This window comes from Amycolatopsis sp. NPDC049691, assembly GCF_040675005.1.
Lineage (GTDB): Bacteria > Actinomycetota > Actinomycetes > Mycobacteriales > Pseudonocardiaceae > Amycolatopsis.
On record NZ_JBFANX010000006.1, the window covers coordinates 246,481 to 262,534 of the forward strand.

A 16,054-nucleotide genomic window follows, 5' to 3' on the forward strand; every position below is an offset into this window, starting at 1 on the left:
CTTCGAGTTTAGGGTGCGGCGGCGAAATCGGCTTTCGCCCGCGGCCGGTTCGCGGCAAGGTGGCGACCATGCTGATCCGTCGCGAGACGCCCGCCGACCGGACCACCGTGCACACGATCCACAGCGAGGCGTTCCGGCGCGAACCCGGCGTCACCCCGGTCGAGGCGCCGCTGGTGGACGAGTTGCGCGCGGACGGCGACCTGGTCGACGCGCTGTCGCTGGTGGCCGTGCGCGACGGCGCGGTCGTCGGGCACGTCTGCTGCAGCCGGGCCCGCGTCGGCGAGGACACGACGTCGGCGGTCGGGCTGGGGCCGCTCGGCGTGCTGCCCGCACACCAGGCGAGCGGCGTCGGCTCGGCGCTGGTGCACACGGTGCTCGGCGCGGCGGACGCGCTGGGGTACGGCATGGTCGTCCTGCTCGGCAGCCCCGAGTACTACTCGCGGTTCGGCTTCGTCACGGCGTCGACGCTCTCGGTCGCCTCGCCCGATCCCGCCTGGGGCAAGCACTTCCAGGCGCGCACGCTCACCGGCTACAAACCCACGCAAGCGGGCGCGTTCGAGTACGCGCCGGCGTTCTCCCGGATCTGAGGAGCCCTGGCATGTACGCACCCAGCTCGTCCGTCGGTGTCCGCATCAACCGTGAACAGCACCCGTCGAAGCTGGTCGACCTGGCGCGGCAGGCGGAAGATGCTGGCCTCGACGAAGTCTGGCTGGTCGAGGACTGCTTCTGGGCGGCCGGGATCGCCACGGTCGCGACGGCGCTGGCGGTGACGTCGACGATCAAGGTGGGCATCGGCGTGCTGCCGGCGGTGGCCCGCAACCCGGCGATCGCGGCGATGGAGCTGGCCGCGCTGGCGGAGCTGCACCCCGGCCGGCTGATCGGCGGGCTGGGCCACGGCGTGGCGTCGTGGATGCGCCAGATCGGCGCGTACCCCGAGTCGCCGCTGGCGGCGCTGGACGAGACGCTGGTGGCGGTCCGCCGGCTGCTGGCGGGCGACCGGGTTTCGGTGCGCGGCCGGCACGTCACCCTGGACGAGGTCGAGCTGGTGTTCCCGCCCGCTTCGGTGCCGCCGGTGCTGGCGGGCGTGCGGCGCCCGAAGTCGTTGGCGGTGGCGGGTTCCTCGGCGGACGGCACGATCCTGGCCGAGCCGTCGCCGCCGGAGTTCGTGCGGACGGCGCTGGCCGGGATCGCCGCCGGAAAGCCCGCCGAGCACGCTGTGGTGACGTACAACTGGCTGGCGCTGGGCGACCGGGAACGCGCGCGGCTCACCGTGGCGGAGTCCCTGACGCCCGGCGCGCGGGTGCAGGTCGAGGACCTGCCGTTCGCCGCCGAGCTGCTGGCGCTGGTGGATTCGGCGTCCACAGTGGACGAACTGGCGGCCGGCCTGCGGCCGGAGTGGCTCGACCGGCTCGCGATCTGCGGCGACCTCGACCAGTGCGTGGCGTCGGTGCGCGCGCTCCACGCGGCCGGAAGCGGTTCGGTGGTGCTGCTCCCGCTGCCGGAGGAGCCGCCGGAGCGCGGCATCGAGGACGCGGGCAAGGTCGCGGCGGCCCTGCGAGCCTGAGGGTCAGCGGGAGAGGCTCGCTTCGATGCCGTCGAGGAGGTAGTCGAGGCCGATCCGGAAGGTCTCGTCGACGTTCCGGTGGACGGCGTCGCGGATGACCCTCTCCAGCGCCGGGTACCGGCCCGTGGCGAAGGTGCGCTCCAGGTAGGGCCCGTGCGTGCGCTGCCACTGGGCCTCGTTCAGCCCGGTGGACCGCTCGGCACGCCGCTCGGTGATCTCCCGGCGCACCGCGCCCGCCACGTACGCGTTGACGGCGTTGACCACCGGCATCACGGCGTCGACGTCGATCCCCTTCAGCCCGGCGACGACGGCTTCGCCCCTGGCCAGGGCGTTCGGCCCGAGCTGCGGCCGTCCACCGAGCAGGTCGGCGAACCATTCGTGCCGGTGCGCGATGCGCCGGGTCAGTTCGGCCAGGGACAGCAGCACCTCGCGCCAGCTGTCGCCGGACGGCCGGATCCCGGCGTAGACGTCGTCCACCATCAGGTCGAGCAGCTCTTCCTTGGTCGCGATGTAGCCGTAGAGCCGCATCGGCCCGACGTCCAGCACGCCGGCGACCTTGCGCAGCGAAACCGCGGCGAGGCCGTCCGCGTCCGCCAGCCGGATCGCCGCGCGGACGATCAGCTCCCGGCTCAGCGGAGCCGGCGTCGGCCTCTCCGGCGGCTCCGGCCGTTCCCACACCGTCACGCCGCAGACCATACAGTGCATGGTGCGATACAGTGTATCGAGAGATACAGCGTATCGATTGGGGGCCTCATGACCATCGCCATCATCGGAGCCGGGCCGGGCGGCCTGGCCCTGGCCAGGGTGCTGCACGTCCACGGCATCGAATCCGTCGTGTACGAGCGGGAGACCTCGCGAGACGCGCGCGGGCAGGGCGGCATGCTCGACATCCACTCCGGGCAGCGGGCGTTGCGCGAGGCCGGCCTGCTCGAAAAGTTCTTCGCGATCGCGCGCGGCGAGGGCCAGGACATGCGGCTCCTCCAGCCGGACGGCACGTTGCTGCTCCAGGAGGACACACCGGACGACGCTCCCATGCTGCGTCCCGAAGTGGATCGCGCGGACCTGCGCGACCTGCTGCTGGATTCACTGCCCGCCGGCACGGTCCAGTGGGGGCGGGCGTTCGAGTCCGCGGGCAACGGCGTCGTGCGTTTCGCGGACGGCAGCAGCGCGACGTACGACCTCCTGGTCGGCGCGGACGGCGCGCAGTCCCGGGTCCGCCCGCTGGTGACCGACGCCCGCCCGGCGCACACCGGCCAGAACGTCGTCGAGGTCGGCATCCCGGACATCGACCGCACGCACCCGGACCTGGCGGCGATGGTCGGGCGAGGCACCTACTGGGTGATGGGCAACGGAACATCGCTGGCGGCGCAGCGCAACGGCGACGGCCGCGTCCGCATCGGCATCAGCTTCTACAACACGGGCGAAGACTGGTTCGCGACGAGCGGAATCCCGTTCGACAACCCGGCCGCCGCCCGGGCGCGGCTGATCGAGCTACTCCCCGGCTGGCACCCCCGGTTCACGGCACTGATCGAGGCCTGCGACGACACGATCGCCCGCCGCTCGATGACAACGCTCCCGATCGGGCTGAAGTGGCCGTCGAAACCGGACGTGACCCTGCTCGGCGACGCGGCACACTTGATGCCGGCGGTGGGCGAGGGCGCGAACCAGGCACTGATCGACGGCGCAACGCTCGCCCGCGCGGTGGCAACCCACCCGGACGACCACCCGGCGGCGATCAGGGAGTACGAAGCGGAGATGTTCGACCGCACCGGCGCGGCGGCCCGGATGTCGGCGGACATGCAGGAACTGCTGAGGTCCCCGGACGCGGCGCAGAGGTTGCTCGAGTTCTTTCAGCCGAGGTGAGGCCGAAGGCAATTGTGCTGGCGCCAAAGGCAGGGTGCTGAAGCCGAAGCCAGTTGTGCTGACACCAAAGGCAGTGTGCTGACGACGAAGCCGGTTGCGCAGACGCCGAAGCCCAGTTGTGCACAACCCGGCCGAGATGTGGACAACCCGGCCGCGCGGCGGTCATTTCAGGCCGTTCTGTCGGGCGCACTCGATACGCTGGAACAGGGACGGACCCCTGGGAGGGCGGGCTCTGCTCGGGGTGGGGCGGGCTCTGCTCAGGAGGGCGGCGCCGCTCAGCGGCGAGCGCCGCGCGGGAGGGCGGGCGCTGCGCACGGGTCGAACGCCGCGCGGAGGCGGGGCGCCGCTCCGGGGGGCGGGGAGCCGCTCCGGGGGGCGGGGAGCCGCTCCGGAGGCCGCGCGCCGCAGGAGGCGGGTGCCGCTCAGAGGGCCAGCGCCGCTCAGAGGGCCAGCGCCGCTCAGAGGGCCGGCGCTGCTCGGGACGCGCCGAGGCCCGGGCGTGTTGCGGGCACCGGCCGACCCCCGCCGAAAAGCAGTTCGCCCAGTCCCGGCCGCGTGTCAGGATCGGCCCATGCCGGTCGATCCGCACCTCCTCCTGGCCTTCCTCGTCACCACCATGATCGCGATGGTCACCCCCGGTCCGGACATGCTCTTCATCCTGGGCTGCGGCATGCGCGGCGGTCCGAAAGCCGGCCTGCTCGCCACCGCCGGGGTCGCCACCAGCGAGGCCATCCACGTCGCCGTGGCCGCGGCCGGGCTCGCCGCCCTCTTCGCCGCCGTTCCCGTCGCCTTCACCGTCGTTCGCGTGACCGGCGCCGCCTACCTCATCTACCTCGGCGTCCAGGCCATCCGGAACCGGAAGCCGCTCGTCGAACGGAAAAGCGATCGCGCCTACCTCAGCGGCCTGCTCACCAACCTGCTCAACCCGAAGATGGTCACCTTCACCATCGCGTTCCTCCCGCAGTTCGTCGATCCGGCGAAAGGCCACGTCTGGCTGCAGTTCGCGATCCTCGGCGCCATCATGATCGTGTTCGAGTTCCTCGTCGACGGCGCGGTCGGCGTCCTCGCCGGCCGCGTCGGCGGGTGGGTCCGGCGGAAGAAGAACCAGCGCCGCATCGAGGTCGCCACCGGTGGCGTCTTCATCGGCCTCGGCATCAAGCTGGCGACCGACAGCTAAGACTTCAAGTTGTTGCGCGCCAAGAATTCCTCGGCGATGTCCAGCGGGTTCCGCTTCCGCTCGGTGAACTCGACGTTCAGCTGGGTGAGCTGCGAAGTCGTCAGCACCGCCGAAACCCGGTTCAGCGCGGCCACTTCGGACGGCGAAAGCGTGCCACGCGCCACCAGCGGCACGATGTTCTGCGCCGGGAACATGTTCTTGTCGTCGACCAGCGGCACGAACCCGTTCGCCGCGATCGTCGACGACGTGCTGAACAGGTCCGCGACCTGGACGTCACCCGACTTCAACGCCGCCACCGTCACCGGGCCGCCCGTGTCCGTCGTGCGGATCTCCTTGAACTCGCAGCCGTAGAGCGCCTTGATCTTGTCCTTCCAGCGGCTGCTCCACTGCCCCGGCCCGCCGAACACGAGGTCACGGCAGCGCGGCCCCAGATCGGAGAACGTCTTGACGCCGGACGACGCCAGCTGCGGGCCGACGACGAGCAGGTCCTTGTCCTCCGCGGGCGCCTGGTCCAGCACCTCGAACCCCGCCGGGAGCTTCTGCCGCAGCTGCGCGTAGACGTCCTGCGGCGTCGTCGCGGTCGTGTCCTTGTCGAAGTAGCGCAACAGGTTCCCGCTGTAGTCCGGCACCACCGACAGCGACTTGTCCTGCAGCGCCTTGACGACGACCTCGCGGCTGCCGACCGGCGGCCGGACCGTCACGTTCGAGGCACCCGCGTTGCGCAGCGCTCCGGCGTAGATCTGGGCCAGCAGCAGGCTTTCCCCGACGTCGGACGCGCCGATGATGATGTCGCCGGACGCGCCGCCCTCGCCGCCGCCCGCCAGCGGGTTGCCGCAGCCGGCCGCCAGCACCAAAGCGACCAGCACCACCAGCCGTTTCATGCCGTCACCTTCTTCACGGCCGCCGCGAGCCGGACGCCCCGCGGCACCAGAGCGCGGTTGAGCAACGCGAACAGCAGGTCCAGGACGATCGCGAGCAGGGTCGTCAGCACCGCGCCCGCGATGACCTCGGAATAGTCCAAAATGGCGAGTCCGTCGAGCAGGAACCGGCCCAGGCCACCGAGTCCGACGTACGCGGCCACCGCGGCGGTCGCGACGAGCTGGAGCACGGCGTTGCGGATGCCGCCGAGCACGAGCGGCAGCGAGATCGGCACCTCGACCTGCCACAGCCGCTGCCAGCCGGTCATCCCGATGCCCTGGGCGGCGTCGACCACGCCGTGGTCGGTCGCCTGCAGCCCGGCGTACGTGCCGGCCAGGATCGGCGGCACCGCCAGCACGACGAGCCCGATGATCGTCGAGGTGACGCTTTCGGTGAAGAGCAGGAACAGGAACGTCACGAGCCCCAGCGTCGGCAGCGCGCGGATCACGTTGCCCGCGCCCACCAGCACGACCCCGCCGCGTCCGGTGTGGCCGACGAACAGTCCCAACGGGACAGCCACGACCAACGCGATCACCAGTGACAAAGCCGTGTAGCCGAGGTGCTCCAGCAACCGCTGGGGGACACCGTCCGGCCCGGACCAGTGCGCCGGGTCGCCGAACCAGCGGAAGAGATCGGTGATCATGCGGCCCCCACCCGGGTCCACGGCGTCAGCAGGTTCCGGAAGCCGATCAGGACCAGGTCCACGACCAGCGCGAGCAGCAGCGTCAGCACGATGCCGACGACGATCGGCGAGAAGTACTCGCGCTGGAAGCCGTCGGTGAACAGCACGCCGAGGCCGCCGGTGCCGATCAGCGCGCCGACGCTGACCAGGCTGATGTTGCTGACCGACGCCACCCGCACCCCCGCCGCCAGAACCGGGACCGACAGCGGCAGTTCGACGGCGAAGAACCGGCGCACCGGCTTGTACCCGACGGCGGTCGCGGCGGCGATCACCGGCGGCGGCACGGCGTCCAGCGCGTCGAGCACCGGCCGGACCAGCAGCGCCGTGGTGTAGATCGTCAGCGCGACGACGACGTTGACGCTGTCGAGGATCTTCGACCCGATCAGGCCCGGGATGACGACGAACAGCGCCAGCGACGGGATCGTGTAGAGCAGGTTGGCGAGCACGGTCAGCACGCGTCGGGCCGGCCGCCACCGGTGGCCGAGCCAGCCCGCGGCGATCGCGAGCACGATGCCGACTACGAGCGGGAGCAGCGCCAGGTAGACGTGGTCGCCCAGGTCACCGAGGATCTCGACGCGCGTGTTCCCGCTGCTCAGGTACTGCCCGAGCTCGTCGAAGAAGCTCATGACGCCTGGGGCGTCGCCTCGATCACGTCCAGCACTTGCCTCGCGACCACCCCGCCGAGCACGCGGTGGTCTTCGTCGACGACCACGCCGAGGCTGGCCGGCGACGACAGCGCCGCGTCCAGCGCGCCCCGGATCGGCGTGCCCCGGATCCACAGCGAGCCGCCGGCCACCAGGTCGTCTTCGGACAGTGCACCGTCCACAGTGGAGTTCGGCGGCAGCCAGCCGCGCGGCTGCTTGTCCGCGTTGACCGCGAGGCGCCAGCCGTCGCCCGCGGACACCGGGGCGCCGATCTCGACCAGCTCGATCTCCTTGACCTCGACGCCGTCCGCGGAGAGGAACGACAGGCCGCGGTACCCGCGGTCGCGGCCGACGAACGACGCGACGAAGTCGTCCACCGGGTGGCGCAGCACGTCGGCGGGGGTGCCGTACTGGGCGAGCTTGCCGCCGACGCGCATCACCGCGACCTTGTCGCCGAGCCGGACGGCCTCGTCGATGTCGTGGGTGACGAACACGATGGTCTTGCCCAGCTGCGACTGCAGGCGCAGCAGCTCGTTCTGCAGGTCTTCGCGCACGATCGGGTCGACCGCGGAGAACGGCTCGTCCATCAGCAGCACCGGCGAGTCCGCGGCGAGCGCGCGGGCGACGCCGACGCGCTGCTGCTGGCCGCCGGAAAGCTGGGCCGGGTACCGCTTGCCGAGCTCGACCGGCAGGCCGATGGTCTCCAGCAGCTCGGCCGCCCGCTTGCGCGCCTTCGCCTTGTCCCAGCCCGACAGCAGGGGCACGGTGGCGATGTTGTCCAGCACCGTCCTATGTGGAAAGAGACCGGCGTGCTGGATGACGTAGCCGATGCCGCGGCGCAGCAGCGCCGGGTCGCCCTCGGCGACGTCCTTGCCGTCGAGCAGCACCTGCCCGCCGGTCGGCTCGACCATCCGGTTGATCATCCGCAGCGACGTCGTCTTCCCGCAGCCGGACGGGCCGACGAACACGGTGATCGTGCCGTCCTCGACCGTCAGGTTCAGCTTGTCGACGGCGACCGTCCCATCCGGATACTGCTTGGTCACGTCGCGGAATTCGATGGTCACTGCCCACTCCCCATGTCCGGTGGAACCGACCGTAGCCGAGTCCGCGCCCGTTGGCACGGCGTTCCGACAGGTGGTGACTAGGCTCAAGGCCCGTGAAGGCACTCGACGACGTCCTCGCCGCGCACGGCGTCGGCGTCCGCCCGCTGCACCGCGTCATCGACCTGCTGCGCACCGGCGACCACGACCTCGGCGAGCTGGTGCGGCTGTCCACGGCGCCGCGCCGCAGCGTGGAAGACGTCCTCGCCGCGCTCGGCGACGACCTCGACCGCAGCGGCGACCGGCTGCGGATCTCCCCCGGCGTCGCCGCGTCCTACCTGCAGTACAGCGCGCCCCGCTACGCCGACCCGCTCGACGAGGCCGTCGCGAACCACGAGCTGCTTCCGCAGGTCGCGGAGTGGGTCGCGGAGGTGCCGCCGCCGCTGGCCGCCCTCGACCACGTGCAGGCGACGCCGGAGACGGTGCTGCGCCGCGCGTTGTGGCTGGACGCGCGGTACGACCTCGCGTCGGCGCGGCTGCTGTTCCTCGGCGATCACGACCTGACGTCGCTGGCCGTGCGGGCGGTCTGCCCGGCGGCGTCCCTGACGGTCGTCGACCTCGACGAGCGCGTGCTGGCCCACCTCGACGACCGCGGCGGACGCGAGATCGCCACCGCGCACGCGGACCTGCGCGTCGGCCTCCCGCCGGCCGTGACCGGCGGCTTCGACCTGGTGTTCAGCGATCCGCCGTACACGCCGGAAGGCATGGGCCTGTTCGCGGCCCGCGGCGTGCAGGCGCTGCGGAACCCGAGCGAGGGACGGCTGCTGTTCGCCTACGGCTACAGCCCCCGCCACCCGGCGCTGGGCGCGCAGGTGCAGCGGTCGCTGGCCACGCTCGGGCTGACGTTCGAGGCGATCCTGCCGGACTTCAACCGCTACTTCGGCGCGCAGGCGATCGGCAGCGCGGCGGACCTGTACGTCTGCCAGCCGACGGCGAAGGCCAAGAAGGTCCGCGCCGGCAAGGCGATCTACACGCACGGGCCGCAGTCGGTGGAAGCGGCCGGGACGAAGCCGGCACTGCTGGAGAAGCTGAAGGAGATCGCGAGCGCCGGTGGGCTCGCGCTGGAGTCACGGCCGGTGGACTGGTCGATCTCGGGGCCGGAGGGCGACGCGGTCGCGATGGACCTCTCGGCCGACCCGGGCCCGTGGCTGCTGCGCACCTTGCTGGGCACGAACGCCCGCCGGCTCGCGCTGCTGGTCCCGAACGCGCACCCGGACCTGGCTGACCAGGCGTCGCAGGAGGCGCTCGCGTCCCTCGTCCGGGCGAAGTACACGCTGCGGTACCTGCGGAGCACGCCGGACAACCGGCACGCGGTGGTGGTCGCGGACGCGGTGGAGCACCAGGACGAGATCCTGACCCGCGCGCACGCCCGCCTGGCGAACGTCTCGCTGGACGTCCCCGCGGACCTGGTCAACCTGCGTCTGGTCGACGTCCCCCGCCACCGCCTCCCCGCCCTGCTCGGCCTTTGAAACGCAAAGCGCCGCTTTCACGTGAAAGCGGCGCTTTGCGTTTCGAGGCGGTCAGCCCGTGACGCCGTCGGCTTCCGCCGCCTTCGCCACCGCCGCCGCGACCTCGGGGGCCACGCGCGGGTCGAGCGGCGAGGGGACGATCCGGTCCGGGCCGAGGTCGTCCATCGCCACCGACACGATCGCCTCGGCGGCCGCCAGCTTCATGCCCTCGGTGATCGCCCGCGCGCCGGAGTCCAGCGCGCCGCGGAACACGCCGGGGAACGCCAGCACGTTGTTGATCTGGTTCGGGAAGTCGCTGCGCCCGGTGGCCACGATCGACGCGTACCGCGCGGCCACGTCCGGGTGAACTTCCGGGTCCGGGTTGGACAGTGCGAACACGATGCCGCCGCCCGCCATCCGGCCCAGCAGCGACTCGTCGATCGTCGCGCCGGACAGGCCGAGGAACACGTCGGCGCCCTCGAGCGCCTCCGCCAGGCCACCCTTCAGGCCGGTCTTGTTCGTCGTCGCCGCCAGGCGTTCCTTGACCGGGTTCAGGCCGTCGCGCCCGGCGTGGATGATGCCGCGCGAGTCGAGGACGGTGACGTCGCCGATGCCGGCCTCCTGCAGGATCCGGGCGCACGCGACCCCCGCCGCGCCGGCGCCGGAGACGACGACGCGCTGGTCGGCGATCGCCCGGTCGAGGACCAGGTTGGCGCCGCGCAGGGCGGCCAGCGTGACGATCGCCGTGCCGTGCTGGTCGTCGTGCATGACCGGGCAGTCGAGCGCCTCCTTGAGTTTGTCCTCCAGCTCGAAGCACCGGGGCGCGGAGACGTCCTCCAGGTTGACGGCCCCGTAGGACGGCCGCAGCCGCACCAGCGTCTCGACGATCTCGTCGACGTCGGTGGTGTCCAGCACCAGCGGGATCGAGTCGAGCCCGCCGAAGGTCTTGAACAGGACCGACTTGCCCTCCATGACCGGCAGCGACGCGCTCGCGCCGATGTCGCCGAGGCCGAGCACCGCCGTCCCGTCGCTCACCACGACGACGAGCCGGTCCGCCCACGTGTACCGCTTGGCCTTGGCGGCGTCCTCCGCGATCGCGCGGCTGACCTTCGCCACCCCCGGGGTGTACGCGATCGAAAGGTCACGCGGGCTGGAAATCGGGCGGGTGGCCGCCACCGAGAGCTTGCCGCCCTCGTGCCCGGTGAAGATCTCTTCGTCGGTGACCGGCGCGGGCGCGCCGGTGGGGTCGCTCATGGGGATTCCTGTCGTCGTTTCCGTCATTCCCCCAGTGGGAATGACGGAACTCGCGGATCGGACTTGGGTCACTGGAATTTCTCCTGGGCATGCGAGCGGGGGACCACGGCAGCAACGGGGAAACCGTGGTTTGGTCCTCCGGCACGGCAGCCCAGCGCGGTAGCGCCGGCCTGTCGGCGAGGCGTCACGTCGGCCATCGGTGCCGTGGGTCTGGCGATGGCCGCGGACGCGGCGGTCCACTCATTGTGACAGGTCCGGTCCGGCAGGGGACCCCTCGGTGCGGTTGATGTCACACCGGACCCCTATTCCGGCAATTGCCAAGACGTCCGTTCGGTTTTTTAGCCGCCCGATAAGGTGACGCCATGGAATTCCGCCGGCTGAGCGTCCCGGACGCCTTCGAGTTCTCCCCCCGGGCGTTCCCCGACGAGCGGGGCCTGTTCGTCGCGCCCTTCCAGGAGGAAGTCCTGCGCGAAGCGACCGGCCACCCCCTGCGGCTCGCGCAGGCGAACCACAGCGTGTCCCGCCGCGGCGCGATCCGCGGCATCCACTTCGCCGACACGCCTCCCGGCCAGGCGAAGTACATCTACTGCGCGCGCGGCTCGCTGCTCGACGTCGTCGTCGACATCCGCGTCGGCTCGCCGACCTTCGGCACCTGGGACGCCGTCCAGCTCGACTCGGCCCGGTACAACGCCGCCTACCTCGCCGAAGGCCTCGGGCACGGCTTCATCGCCCTCGAGGACGACACGGTGATGGCCTACCTGTGCTCCGAGGGGTACAACCCGGCGGGCGAGCACGGCATCACCCCGCTCGACCCGGCGCTCGGCCTGCCCTGGCCCGCGGACATCGAGCCGATCCTGTCCGAGAAGGACCGCACCGCCCCCACGCTGGCGGAGGCGCTCGAGCAGGGCCTGCTGCCGTCGTACCAGGACTGCGTCGCCTACTACGACAAGCTGCGCTCGGCGCACTGAAGCACCGGAAGTACCACTGGCGCAGATAGACTGCGCACATATAGTATGCGCGCATGGCACTTTACGAGTACGAGCACAGCGAGACCTCGACCGCCCCCGCCGCCGCGATCTGGCCGCTCTGGGCCGACACCGGCCGCTGGCCCGAGTGGGACGCGGGCGTCCGCTCGGTGGTCCTGGACGGGCCGTTCACCGTCGGGACGAGCGGGACCATGACGATGGACGGGATGCCACCGATCCCGTTCACGCTGACCGAGATCACCGAAGGCAGGAGCTTCACCGACGAGACCCGCCTGCCGGACGCGTTCCTGCGGTTCGAGCACGTCCTGACCGACGTCGACGGCGGCACGCGGATCACCTACCGCGTGACCATCGACGGTCCGGAGGGCTTCGGCGAGCAGGTCACGTCGGACACCCCGGACGCGATGCGCGCGCTGGCACGCCTTGCCGAGGCAAGCTTGCGAGTATGAGCGCCCCACAGTCCCGCCTGCCCGGCCCCGAGCGCAGCCCCGGCTTCCTGCTGTGGCGCGTGACGCTGGCCTGGCAGCGGGCGATGCGGGCCGCGCTGGCCCCGCACGACCTCACGCACGTCCAGTTCGTGCTGCTCACGACCACGTGGTGGCTCACCCGCGCGGGCGAGCTCCCGACCCAGCGGCAGCTGGCCGAGCGGGCCGGCACGGACACGATGATGACCAGCCAGGTCGTCCGCAAGCTCGCCGACCGCGGACTGCTCGCCCGCGCCGACGACCCGGCGGACGCCCGCGCGAAGCGGCTCCGGATCACCCCGGACGGCCTGGAGCTGGTCGCGAGGGCGCTGAAGGACGTCGAAGCCGCCGACGCGTCGTTCTTCGAAGGCGTCGGCGACGGCTTCACCGACTCGCTCGCGAAGCTCAGCCCCTGAGGTCTTCGGCCAGGACGCGCTCGATGTTGCGCTCGGCCAGCGCCGTGATCGTCACGAACGGGTTGACGCCGGTGCTGCCCGGGATCAGCGAGCCGTCCGTGACGTACAGGTTGCGGTAACCCTTCACCCGGCCGTAGTCGTCGGTCGCCTCGCCGAGCACCAGGCCGCCCAGCGGGTGGTAGGTGAAGCGGTTCTCGAACGTGCGCGTGTCGCCGAACAGGTCGTAGCGGTAGATCGTCTTGTTCGCCCGGTTGACCTGGTCGAACAGCGCCTTGGCGGCATCGATCGACGGCTGCCCCTGCGACGCCGTCCAGTGCAGCTTCGCGGAGTCGGTCGCCGCGTCGTAGGCGAAGTGCCCGCGTTCGGGGTTCTTGGTGATGGCCAGGTAGAGGCTGACCCACGTCTCGAGGCCGGCGGGCACCGGCGCGATCTCGGCGAACGCGGGGTGCACCGGGTCGGCCCAGTTGTCGATGCCGAGCGCGGGCATGCCCGACTGCAGGCTGCCGGTCGTGTCCCAGACGTGGTTCGCGCGCCCGCACATGACGTTCCCGTTCGTGCCCCAGCCCTGGCCGACCGCGTCGTTCAGCTCGGGGAGCCGCCCGGTTTCGCGGGCGCGCACCAGCAGTTCCGTCGAGCCGACGCTGCCCGCGCCGAGGAACAGGTACTTCGTGGTCACGTGCCGCGTGCCCAGGACGGTGCCGTGCTCGTCGATCTCGCGCACGACCAGCGTGTACGTCCCGTCGGGCTGGCGAAGGATCTCGCGGACCTCCCGCAGCGTCTCGATGGTCACGTTGCCGGTGCCGAGCGCGGCGGCCAGGTAGGACCGGTCGAGCGAGCGCTTCCCGTGGTTGTTGCCGTAGATGACCTCGGACGCGTCCGCCGAGCGCGGGACCTCACCCGCTTCCTCGCGGCGCAGGTAGTCCACGTCGTACACGCTGGGCACGAACACCGTGCCGAACCCGGCCTTGCGCGCGGCCTTCCGGGAGACGCGCGCGTACTGGTACGACCGGCACGTCTCGAACCAGCCCGGGTCGACGACGTTCACGCCGAGCTGCGCGTTCGCGCGCGGGAAGTACTTGCCGTACATCTCGCCGGCGTCGACGCGCGGCAGGATCTCCTCGAAGTAGGACCGCTTCGGCGTCACCGCCATCGCCCCGTTGACCAGCGACCCGCCGCCGACGCCGCGGCCGAGGTACACCGCCATGTCGCCGAAGTCCACCCGGTCGAGCACACCTGCGTACCGCCCGATGTCGCGGTTGGCCAGGTCGAGCCAGAGGAACGACGCCAGCGGCGCCTGCGTGCGGTCCTTGAACCACATCGCGCGCTCGTCCGGCGCGAGCATCGAGCAGAAGACCTTGCCGTCGGCGCCGGGCGTGGTCCACAGCCTGCCCATCTCGAGCATCAGCGTGGGGATCCCGGCCTCGCCGAGCCGCAACGCCGTGACGGCGGCGCCGTAACCGGTGCCGACGACCACCGCCGGCGCGTACTCGGGGAGCGGGGCCGCGGCCGCGGGCCGCGTCGAGACCGTGGTCAGCCCGAGGGCGGCGGCGGAGTTCAGGGCGGCGAGGCCGAGGAACCGGCGGCGGGAGAAGGCAGACATGGGTCCGAGCATGCCCGAACTCGGTAAACGGCGTTAACTATTCAGAATGTGTTTCACCCGGTCGAGGGAAATTCCGGACTCCCCCTGGGGGCGATCCCGGATGTCCGCGCCCGGCCGCGCGAGCAAGCTCACCGGCATGAAACTTCTCGCACTGGGGGCGGCCGCGGCCGCCGTGGCCGCGCTGGGGGTCGTGCCCGGGACGGCGTCCGCGGACGAGCTGCCGGCTTTCGACTTCACCGACTGCCCGGCACCGCCCGCGAACGCCGACCCGGGCACGTGGCGCTGCGAAGCCTTTGTCTCGCAAGGGAAACTGACCATCCACGACCGGGAGGTGCCGCTCGGGGAGATGCGGCTGACCTTCAGCGAAGGCAGGGTCGACGGCCAGTACGCGCAGGTCTTCGGCGCGCTGCGCCACGAGCCGGTGAGCCTGCCGGGCGTTCCCGGCGCGACGCTGCAGCTGCGCTACGGCGGGTACTCGGACTTCCAGGGCAACGACGAGCGGCGCGGCGAACTGGACGTCTACGCGGTGCTGCAGCACCCGTTGCTGCGCAAGGACTGCCGGCTCGGCGTCCTGCACACGGTCGTCCACGACGACCCGGCCGTGCCGCCGACCGTCATCTCGAAAACCCCGCCGACCATGCACTTCGGTGTCGTGGACCCGGATCTGGCCGTACCCGCGACCACCGGCTGCGGCCCGCTCGGCAAGCTCGTCGACCGGCGGCTGGGCCTGCCGTCGCCGTCCGGCGAGAACACGTTCCACCAGACGACGTACGTGCAGTACAAGGCGCTCTAACGCTTCTTCGGCGTCACCCAGATCGCGATCGTCCCGGTGACCACGGGCTTGCCGCCCGAGTCCGAAATGGTCACCGGGACGGGCAGCTCGAAGCCCTCGTCGCCGAACTCCGGCAGCTCGGGCAGCGAGGCGACCGCCCGCAGGCCCGTCTCGGCCTTGGCCACGTACTGGACGCTCATGCCCTTCGGCAGCCAGCGGTGGGTGCCGGGGACCGTCGCCTCGGCGAGCATGCCCATCGCGATCTCGGCGAGGTTGCACGCGGCGATCGCGTGGAACGTGCGGATGTGGTTGTGGACACCCCACCACTTCGGCGCGGTGACCTCGCAGTGGCCGGGCCGCAGCTCGCGCACCGACGGCAGCACCGTGCGGAAGTACGGCACGCGCAGGCACATCGCCGCGCTGAACAGCTGTTTCCCACCCGGCTTCGCGGCCAGCTTGCGCCACAGCGCGAACGTCGGCGTCTCGGACATCGGCGTCTCCTCGAACTAAGCTACTGTTCAGTAGCTAAGCAGACGACCGGCCGCCGGGCAAACCGCCGGATATATTCGCCGGTGTGGCGAACCGTCTCTTCCTCCTCCGGCACGGCCAGACCGAATGGTCGGTGAACGGGCGGCACACCGGCCACACCGACATCCCGCTGACGCCGGCGGGCGAGGGCCAGGCATTGGCCGCCGGCGGCACGCTCCGCAGCCTGGTCGGCGGGCCGTCGCTGGTGCTGTCGAGCCCGCGGACCCGGGCGCTGCGGACGGCCGCGCTGGCCGGCCTGCGCGTCGACGAGGTCACCGAGGACCTCGCCGAGTGGGACTACGGCGAGTACGAGGGCGTCACCACGCCGAAGATCCGCGAAACCGTGCCGGGCTGGACGGTCTGGACCCACCCGATCCCCGGCGGCGAAAGCGCTTCGCAGGTGTCCGAGCGCGCGGACCGCGTGCTGACGCGCGCCCGGCGCGACATCGAAGCCGGCGACGTGATCCTGGTCGGGCACGGGCACTTCAGCCGCGTGCTGGTGGCCCGCTGGCTCGGCCTGCCCGCGACGTCCGGCGTCCACTTCGGACTCGACGCGGCCGGCATCGCGGTGCTCGGCGACGAACGCGGCGAACCCCAGATCGAACACCTCAACCTGCCGCCCGCACTGGAGGACTGAC

General features: G+C 71.6%; 18 protein-coding genes. 10 read left to right on the plus strand and 8 right to left on the minus strand.

The features are described 5' to 3' along the window. Window positions 1-68 precede the first annotated feature (68 nt). Entirely contained in the window at window positions 69-587 is a 519-nt protein-coding gene (locus AB0J40_RS16260; protein WP_364453138.1) for an N-acetyltransferase, read from the plus strand. Window positions 588-598: 11 nt separating this feature from the next. After that, entirely contained in the window at window positions 599-1,564 is a 966-nt protein-coding gene (locus AB0J40_RS16265) for an LLM class flavin-dependent oxidoreductase (RefSeq protein ID WP_364453141.1), read from the plus strand. A 3-nt stretch (window positions 1,565-1,567) separates the two neighbouring features. Here AB0J40_RS16265 and AB0J40_RS16270 read toward each other — a convergent pair whose 3' ends face one another. Then, on the minus strand, window positions 1,568-2,248 hold the full coding sequence (locus tag AB0J40_RS16270) for a TetR/AcrR family transcriptional regulator C-terminal domain-containing protein (RefSeq protein WP_364453144.1): 681 nt from the start codon (window positions 2,246-2,248) through the stop codon (window positions 1,568-1,570). Window positions 2,249-2,317: 69 nt separating this feature from the next. Here AB0J40_RS16270 and AB0J40_RS16275 point away from each other — a divergent pair, with 69 nt between their 5' ends. Continuing rightward, on the plus strand, window positions 2,318-3,427 hold the full coding sequence (locus AB0J40_RS16275; RefSeq protein ID WP_364453146.1) for an NAD(P)/FAD-dependent oxidoreductase: 1,110 nt from the start codon (window positions 2,318-2,320) through the stop codon (window positions 3,425-3,427). Window positions 3,428-3,998: 571 nt separating this feature from the next. After that, window positions 3,999-4,604, plus strand: coding sequence for a LysE family translocator (locus AB0J40_RS16280; protein ID WP_364453148.1), 606 nt, complete (start codon window positions 3,999-4,001; stop codon window positions 4,602-4,604). Here AB0J40_RS16280 and AB0J40_RS16285 read toward each other — a convergent pair. From AB0J40_RS16285 to AB0J40_RS16300, 4 genes are read right to left on the minus strand one after another with little or no spacing between them, the layout of a single operon-like run. Beyond that, the gene (locus AB0J40_RS16285) at window positions 4,601-5,485 is read right to left on the minus strand and encodes an ABC transporter substrate-binding protein (protein ID WP_364453151.1); all 885 of its coding nucleotides are present in this window, start codon (window positions 5,483-5,485) and stop codon (window positions 4,601-4,603) included. The two genes, AB0J40_RS16280 and AB0J40_RS16285, sit on opposite strands and share 4 nt — an antisense overlap. Next, window positions 5,482-6,165 carry an ABC transporter permease subunit gene (locus AB0J40_RS16290; RefSeq protein WP_364453152.1) on the minus strand — a complete coding sequence of 228 codons (684 nt, stop codon included), beginning with the start codon at window positions 6,163-6,165 and terminating at the stop codon, window positions 5,482-5,484. The genes AB0J40_RS16285 and AB0J40_RS16290 overlap by 4 nt, the downstream gene beginning before the upstream one ends. Then, window positions 6,162-6,830, minus strand: a complete 669-nt coding sequence (locus tag AB0J40_RS16295) for an ABC transporter permease subunit (RefSeq protein WP_364453155.1) — start codon at window positions 6,828-6,830, stop codon at window positions 6,162-6,164. Before AB0J40_RS16295 ends, AB0J40_RS16290 begins: the two co-directional genes overlap by 4 nt. Continuing rightward, complete coding sequence (locus AB0J40_RS16300; protein WP_364453156.1) at window positions 6,827-7,912, minus strand: ATP-binding cassette domain-containing protein; 1,086 nt, start codon at window positions 7,910-7,912, stop codon at window positions 6,827-6,829. The genes AB0J40_RS16295 and AB0J40_RS16300 overlap by 4 nt, the downstream gene beginning before the upstream one ends. Window positions 7,913-8,004: 92 nt before the next feature. Here AB0J40_RS16300 and AB0J40_RS16305 point away from each other — a divergent pair, with 92 nt between their 5' ends. Continuing rightward, the gene (locus AB0J40_RS16305) at window positions 8,005-9,417 is read left to right on the plus strand and encodes a bis-aminopropyl spermidine synthase family protein (protein WP_364453159.1); all 1,413 of its coding nucleotides are present in this window, start codon (window positions 8,005-8,007) and stop codon (window positions 9,415-9,417) included. A 51-nt stretch (window positions 9,418-9,468) separates the two neighbouring features. Here the strand turns inward: AB0J40_RS16305 and AB0J40_RS16310 are convergent, their stop codons facing one another. Further along, on the minus strand, window positions 9,469-10,650 hold the full coding sequence (locus tag AB0J40_RS16310) for an NADP-dependent malic enzyme (protein WP_364453162.1): 1,182 nt from the start codon (window positions 10,648-10,650) through the stop codon (window positions 9,469-9,471). A gap of 362 nt (window positions 10,651-11,012) precedes the next feature. Between AB0J40_RS16310 and rfbC the strand changes: the two genes are divergently transcribed. Genes rfbC through AB0J40_RS16325 form a run of 3 tightly spaced genes read left to right on the plus strand, consistent with a single transcriptional unit; the run spans window position 11,013 to window position 12,516 of the window. Next, entirely contained in the window at window positions 11,013-11,618 is a 606-nt protein-coding gene (rfbC, locus tag AB0J40_RS16315) for a dTDP-4-dehydrorhamnose 3,5-epimerase (RefSeq protein WP_364453165.1), read from the plus strand. Window positions 11,619-11,671: 53 nt separating this feature from the next. Next, window positions 11,672-12,085, plus strand: coding sequence for an SRPBCC family protein (locus AB0J40_RS16320; RefSeq protein WP_364453167.1), 414 nt, complete (start codon window positions 11,672-11,674; stop codon window positions 12,083-12,085). Then, on the plus strand, window positions 12,082-12,516 hold the full coding sequence (locus AB0J40_RS16325) for a MarR family winged helix-turn-helix transcriptional regulator (RefSeq protein ID WP_364453169.1): 435 nt from the start codon (window positions 12,082-12,084) through the stop codon (window positions 12,514-12,516). Before AB0J40_RS16320 ends, AB0J40_RS16325 begins: the two co-directional genes overlap by 4 nt. Here AB0J40_RS16325 and AB0J40_RS16330 read toward each other — a convergent pair. After that, on the minus strand, window positions 12,506-14,116 hold the full coding sequence (locus AB0J40_RS16330) for a GMC oxidoreductase (protein ID WP_364453172.1): 1,611 nt from the start codon (window positions 14,114-14,116) through the stop codon (window positions 12,506-12,508). The genes AB0J40_RS16325 and AB0J40_RS16330 overlap by 11 nt on opposite strands. Window positions 14,117-14,252: 136 nt before the next feature. Between AB0J40_RS16330 and AB0J40_RS16335 the strand changes: the two genes are divergently transcribed. Next, complete coding sequence (locus AB0J40_RS16335) at window positions 14,253-14,909, plus strand: hypothetical protein (RefSeq protein WP_364453174.1); 657 nt, start codon at window positions 14,253-14,255, stop codon at window positions 14,907-14,909. On the opposite strand, the gene AB0J40_RS16340 is transcribed toward AB0J40_RS16335, so the two are convergent. After that, window positions 14,906-15,379, minus strand: a complete 474-nt coding sequence (locus AB0J40_RS16340) for a hotdog fold domain-containing protein (RefSeq protein WP_364453176.1) — start codon at window positions 15,377-15,379, stop codon at window positions 14,906-14,908. The two genes, AB0J40_RS16335 and AB0J40_RS16340, sit on opposite strands and share 4 nt — an antisense overlap. A gap of 83 nt (window positions 15,380-15,462) precedes the next feature. Between AB0J40_RS16340 and AB0J40_RS16345 the strand changes: the two genes are divergently transcribed. Further along, window positions 15,463-16,053 (plus strand): acid phosphatase, encoded by a 591-nt coding sequence (locus tag AB0J40_RS16345; protein ID WP_364453179.1) that lies wholly within the window; start codon window positions 15,463-15,465, stop codon window positions 16,051-16,053. The last annotated feature ends 1 nt before the right edge of the window (window position 16,054 follow it).